The sequence below is a fragment of the Streptomyces montanisoli genome, from assembly GCF_017813245.1.
Lineage (GTDB): Bacteria > Actinomycetota > Actinomycetes > Streptomycetales > Streptomycetaceae > Streptomyces > Streptomyces montanisoli.
Window position 1 is genome coordinate 1 of sequence record NZ_JAGIQL010000264.1, and the last position, 5,677, is coordinate 5,677.

At 68.6% G+C, this 5,677-nt stretch carries 3 protein-coding genes; all 3 read right to left on the minus strand.

Going from position 1 to position 5,677, the window contains the following annotated elements; all coding sequences use genetic code 11:
• Positions 1-145 precede the first annotated feature (145 nt).
• The 3 genes from dnaE to JFN87_RS31715 all read right to left on the minus strand — a co-directional run bounded on the left by dnaE (position 146) and on the right by JFN87_RS31715 (position 5,486).
• Positions 146-3,739: a DNA polymerase III subunit alpha gene (gene dnaE, locus JFN87_RS31705; RefSeq protein WP_209345739.1), complete on the minus strand. Its 3,594-nt coding sequence runs from the start codon at positions 3,737-3,739 to the stop codon at positions 146-148.
• Positions 3,740-3,877: 138 nt separating this feature from the next.
• The gene (locus JFN87_RS31710; RefSeq protein ID WP_209345741.1) at positions 3,878-4,375 is read right to left on the minus strand and encodes a peptidylprolyl isomerase; all 498 of its coding nucleotides are present in this window, start codon (positions 4,373-4,375) and stop codon (positions 3,878-3,880) included.
• A 172-nt stretch (positions 4,376-4,547) separates the two neighbouring features.
• On the minus strand, positions 4,548-5,486 hold the full coding sequence (locus tag JFN87_RS31715; RefSeq protein ID WP_307865671.1) for an NADP-dependent oxidoreductase: 939 nt from the start codon (positions 5,484-5,486) through the stop codon (positions 4,548-4,550).
• Between the last annotated feature and the right edge of the window lie 191 nt (positions 5,487-5,677).

The following is a 5,677-nucleotide window of genomic DNA, read 5'->3' on the forward strand; positions in this document are numbered from 1 at the left end:
GCCTGTGCCGCTTGTGCCCGCGGCCGTGGGCAGCCGGACCGCCGGCGGCCCGCACCTCGGGTGCGCCCGCGCCCGGGCGCTCCGGCCCGGCGCCGCAGGTGAGCGCGGACAGGGGCTCGTCCGCAACCGCCGGAGCGTGTTCCCCCTACGTGAGGCCGCACCATGCGTCGGGCCCGAAGGTGCCCTTGATGTCGGAGACCACCGACGTGGGGTCGACCGTGTAGCCGAGTTCATAGATGACGGTCTTCGTCGGAGCCTGCACGCGCATGCGGACCGGGCTCTCGCCACGGTGGGCGGTGAGGATCCGCTTGAGCTCGGCCACGCACGGCTCGTTGATCTTGTGGGAGGGGAACGCGAGCATGACGGGCGGCCGACCTCCGCTTTCGGCCGAGGACACGTCGATCACTTCCAGTTCCTGGCCGAAGACGGACACCGTGCCGTCCCGGTCGTTGAGGCGTCCCTGCACAGAGACGACGGAGTCCGGCAGCAGGGCGTGCTGGACGAGCTGGTAGGACGCGGGGAAGAACAGGACCTCCATCTCGCCGTCGCGGTCGGCGAGGTTGATGATGGCCCAGGCGTTGCCCTGCTTGGTCATGCGCCGGTCGACGGAGGTGATCAGGCCCGCCAGCTGTACGACGCCTTCCGTGCGTCCTGAGCCGATCAGCTCGCTGATGGTGCTGTCCCGGTGGCGGGAGAGGATGTGCTCGGTGCCGTCGAGGGGGTGCGCGGACACATACAGCCCGAGCATTTCCCGCTCGGTGGCGAGGAGTTGCTTGCGGGGCCATTCGCCCTCGCCGATCGCGAAGTCCAGACCGAATGACGGGACGGCGTCGGCGCCGTCGCCGCCCAGGCCGGCGAAGAGGTCGTCCTGCCCGAAGGCGGCCGCCTTCTTCACGGGGATGACCGAGTCGATGGCGGGTTCGTGGGCGGCTGACAGGCCCTTGCGGGTGTGGCCGAGCGAGTCGAACGCGCCTGCCTTGATCAGGGACTCCACGGCCCGCTTGTTCAACGCGGCCACGTCGGCCTTGTCCAGGAAGTCCGGGAAGGAGGCGTACTTGCCCTTCGCCTTGCGGCTGGCGACCAGGGACTCGATGACGCCGTCACCCACGTTGCGTACGGATCGCAGGCCGAAGCGGACGTTCTCACCGATGGCGGTGAAGTCCGCGACGGACTCGTTGATGTCCGGCTGGAGGACCTGCACGCCGAGCTTGCGGGCATCGGCGAGGTAGAGGCCGGCCTTGTCCTTGTCGTCACCCACGGACGTCAGGAGGGCGGCCATGTACTCGGCGGGGTAGTTCGCCTTGAGGTACGCGGTCCAGTACGACACCAGGCCGTATCCGGCGGTGTGGGACTTGTTGAAGGCGTAGCCGGAGAACGGCAGCATGACGTCCCACAGGGCCTTGATGGACTCCTCGGAGTAATCATTGCCGCGCATGCCGTCGTGGAACTTCTCCCACTCGGCTGCCAGCACCTCCGGCTTCTTCTTGCCCATGGCGCGCCGCAGCAGGTCGGCGCCGCCGAGGGTGTAACCGGCGAGTTGCCGCGCGATCGCCATGATCTGCTCTTGGTAGATGAGCAGGTGGAACGTGTTCCCGAGGATCGGCTCCAGAGCGTCGCGCAGCTCCGGGTGGATCGGCTCGATCTCCTGGCGGCCGGTCTTGCGGTGCGCGTAGTTCGTGTGCGCGTTGGCCGCCATCGGGCCTGGCCGGTACAGGGCAAGCGCGGCCGCGATGTCCTCGAACCGGGTCGGTTCCATGAGCTTGAGCAGCGTCCGCATGCCGGCGCCGTCGAGCTGGAACACCCCGAACGTGTCACCCCTGGCGAGGAGCCGGTAGGTGGCGGCGTCGTCCAGCGGGATCGCCTGGGCGCCGTTCTGGGGGGACGAGTCGGTGGTGATGTTCTGGCCGCGGTTCTCGCGGATGTTGGCGAGCGCGTGGTCGATGACGCCGAGGTTGCGCAGCCCCAGGAAGTCCATCTTGACCAGCCCCATGTTCTCGCAACTGGGGTAGTCGAAGCCGGTGATCTTGACGCCGTCCTTGGCCCGCATGTGCAGCGGGATCCGGTCCGTCAGCTTGACCTTCGAGAGGATGACCGCCGCGGCATGCACACCCGTGTTGCGGATCAGGCCCTCGACGCCCTTGGCGCCCTCGACGACCTTCCGCACATCTGGCTCGGCCTCGTACAGGGCCCGGATCTCGCCGGCCTCGCCGTAGCGCGGGTGTTCCGGGTTGAAGACACCGTCGATGGGGATGGACTTGCCCATCACGTCACCCGGTAGGGCCTTCGTGATGCGCTCACCGTGGGAGAACGGGTAGCCCATCAGCCGCGACGTGTCCTTGATCGCGTTCTTCGCCTTGAGCTTGCCGAACGTGTTCACCAGCGCGGTGTACTCGTCGCCGTACTTCTCCACGACGTAGCGCACCATCGCGTCGCGCTGGCGGTCGTCGAAGTCGAGGTCGACGTCGGGCGGGTTGATGCGTTCCGGGTTGAGGAACCGCTCGAAGATCAGCCCGTGCTCGAGCGGGCACAGCTCTGTGATGCGAGTGGCGTAGGCGACGATCGATCCGGTCGCGGAACCACGGCCGGGCCCGACCGGGATCTTGTTCTCCCGGGCATGACGGCAGATGTCCGCCACGACGAGGAAGTACGACGAGAAGCCCATCGGGCCGATGACCGTCATCTCGGTCTCGAACCGCTCAAGGACGTGCTCGGGGATCGGGTCGCCGTAGCGCATGGCCAGCCCCTTGAGGACTTCCTTGCGCAGCCACGACTCCTGTGTTTCCCCCTCCGGCACGTCCGGGTACTGCGGCATCTCGTCGTTGTGATTGAAGACGTCCTCGTAGGACTCGACGCGCTCCGCGATCAGCAGTGTGTTGTCGCAAGCCTCAGGCAGCTCGGAGAACAGCTCCCGCATCTGCTCGGCGGTCTTCAGGTAGTAGCCCGTGCCGTTGAACCTGAACCTGCGCGGGTCGTCCTTGTTCTTGCCAACACCGATGCACAGCAGGTTGTCGTGGGCGTCGGCGTGCTCCTCCAGGACGTAGTGCGCGTCGTTGGTGGCCAGGAGCGGGATGTCCAGGTCCTTCGCGAGCCGCAGCAGGTCGCCGCGGACGTTGCGCTCCAGGTCGAGACCGTGGTCCATCAGCTCGAGGAAGTAGTTCTCCCGGCCGAAGATGTCCTGGTAGGACGCGGCGACCTGCCGGGCCTCTTCGTACTGGTTCAGCCGGAGGCGGGTCTGGATCGCGCCGGACGGGCAGCCCGTCGTCGCGATGATCCCTTCGGCGTGCTCGCCGATGAGCTCCATGTCCATGCGGGGCTTGCCCGCCGGGAACTGACCGGTGTAAGACGCCTCTGTCGACAGGTAGAACAGGTTCCGCAGGCCCTGGACGTTCCGCGCCCACATCGTCATGTGGGTGAACCGGCCGCCGCCGGAAACGTCCTTCGATCCCTCGCCGTCGTCGGACATGGCCCGCTGCCCGCCCGGGCCCCAGAACTCCTGCTTGCGGTTGCGGCGCGAGGAGGGCGCCACGTACGCCTCGATACCGATGATCGGCTTGACGGTGTCGAAGCCCTGAGCCACCTGCTGGAACTCGTAGGCACCGAACATGTTGCCGTGGTCACTCATGGCGATGGCGGGCATCCCCTGCCGAGCGACTTCGGCGAACATGGGCTTGAGGCGCTGGGCCCCGTCCAGCATCGAGTACTCGGTGTGATTGTGCAGGTGAACGAAGGAATCCGGCACGGTTGGTGGCACCTCCGGGGTCTTGGAGAGCCACCACCGTAGCCCCGGCCCCCTCGGACGAGGCGGCAACTCCACGGTGGCGTGCGAGGCGGATTCATGCCCGTCCTGGACGCCCTGTGTGAAGGGGCGATCGAGGGATCAGAGCTGTCCGCTCTTGTCGATGACGATCTTCGCCGAGGTCTTGCCTGCCGGGGCAGAGCCGAAGGCCTCGATCTTCTTGACCACGTCCATGCCGTCGGTGACCCTCCCGAACACGACGTGCTTGCCGTCGAGCCAGGACGTCACCACCGTGGTGATGAAGAATTGGGAGCCGTTCGAGTTCGGCCCCGAGTTGGCCATGGACAGAATCCCCGGCTCGGTGTGCTTGTACTCGAAGTTCTCGTCCTCGAATTTCCCGCCGTAGATGCTCTTGCCGCCCGTGCCGTCGTGGTTGGTGAAGTCACCGCCCTGCAGCATGAACTCGGGGATCACGCGGTGGAAGCTACTTCCCTCGTAGCCGAAGCCCTTCTCGCCCGTGCACAGCGCGCGGAAGTTCTCAGCCGTCTTGGGAACGTCGTGAGCGAACAGCTCGAAGGTGATACGGCCGAGCGGCTTGCCGTCGGCGGAGACATCGAAGAAGACCTGGGGAAGTGACATGTTCGGCATGGTGCAAGTGTGTCAGCTCCGACGAGGCCGGCGCCGCCATTGACGCGGCGGCGTGCCGGACAGCGGGGGTGCCGGCAGGGCAGTGGTGGCGCAAGCTCCGTGATCGGCGACGCCCTGCCCGTCGACGGCGGTACACGACTTACTGAACACGGCCGCCCGGCCGCTACGGGATGAGGACGATCTTGCCGTGCGTGTGGCGCTGCTCCAGGTCGGCGAAGGCGTCGCGGACGCGGTCGAGCGGGTAGGTCGCGGCGATGGGGATCTCCACGCGGCCGCTCGCGGCGTGGCCGGCCATCTCGTCGAGGACCTCGCGGGTGGAGCCGTCCACGCTTCCCGCGGTCTTGGCGCCGTGCTGTGCGGCCTTCTCGAAGGAGATGATCGTCTCGATGCGGCCGGGCGGGATCCCGAGGTCGATGGCGAGCTGGACGTACTGGGGCCCGAACAGGTCGATGAAGGCGTCGACGCCGTCAGGGGCAGCTGCGGTGAGGTCCTCGGCGATCCTGTCGCTGTAGGGGACGGGCACGGCGCCGTGGGCCGTCAGCCACGGGGCGCGGGCGGGCGAGGCGATGGCCAGGACGCGGGCGCCGCGCAGGGCGAGCAGTTGCACGACGATCGAGCCGACCCCGCCTGCGGCGGCGGAGACGGCGACGGTCTCGCCGGGCCGCGGGCCGACCGCGTCGACGGCGGCCCAGGCCGTGCAGGCGGCGACGTAGAGGCTGCCCGCCACGGGCCAGGAAAGTCCCGCGGGCTTGGGGATCAGCTGGGTGGCGGGGACGACTGCGTGGGTGGCGTGGCTGGAGCGCTGCCAGGAGTAGCCGAGCACCTCGTCGCCCGGCGCGAGGCCGGTGACGTCCTCGCCGGTTTCGAGGACCACACCCGCGAGGTCGCTGCCCTCGCCGGAGGGGAAGGTGGCGGGGAACCGCTCGTGCAGGGCGCCGGTGCGGATGGCGGTCTCGCCGGGATTGATCCCCGCGGCCCTGATCTCGACCAGGACCTCGCCCGCGGCGGGGCGGGGGACGGGGACGTCGGCGACGTACAGCACGTCACGGTCCCCGTAGCGGTCGAAGCGTACGGCGCGGGCGTGCTCTGGTGCGGCGGTCACGACTGCCTCCTGGCGTGGTTGCGGGCTTGCGGGCTTGCGGGCTTGCGGGTGGGTGCGACCGGGGGAGGGGGGCGGGTTGTGGCGGCGCGCAACGCGGAGAGCGCAGGCGTGTTCCCGGGCACGCATACCCGCGCTCACCGCCGGCCGGTCGGGCGCGGTGCGCGGCCGCCCCCGCCCCGGGCGCGAGATCG

Bases quoted from the DNA above. Each gene is read 5' to 3' on its own strand.
- JFN87_RS31710 (WP_209345741.1), bottom strand. From the start codon at position 4,375: ATGTCACTTCCCCAGGTCTTCTTCGATGTCTCCGCCGACGGCAAGCCG.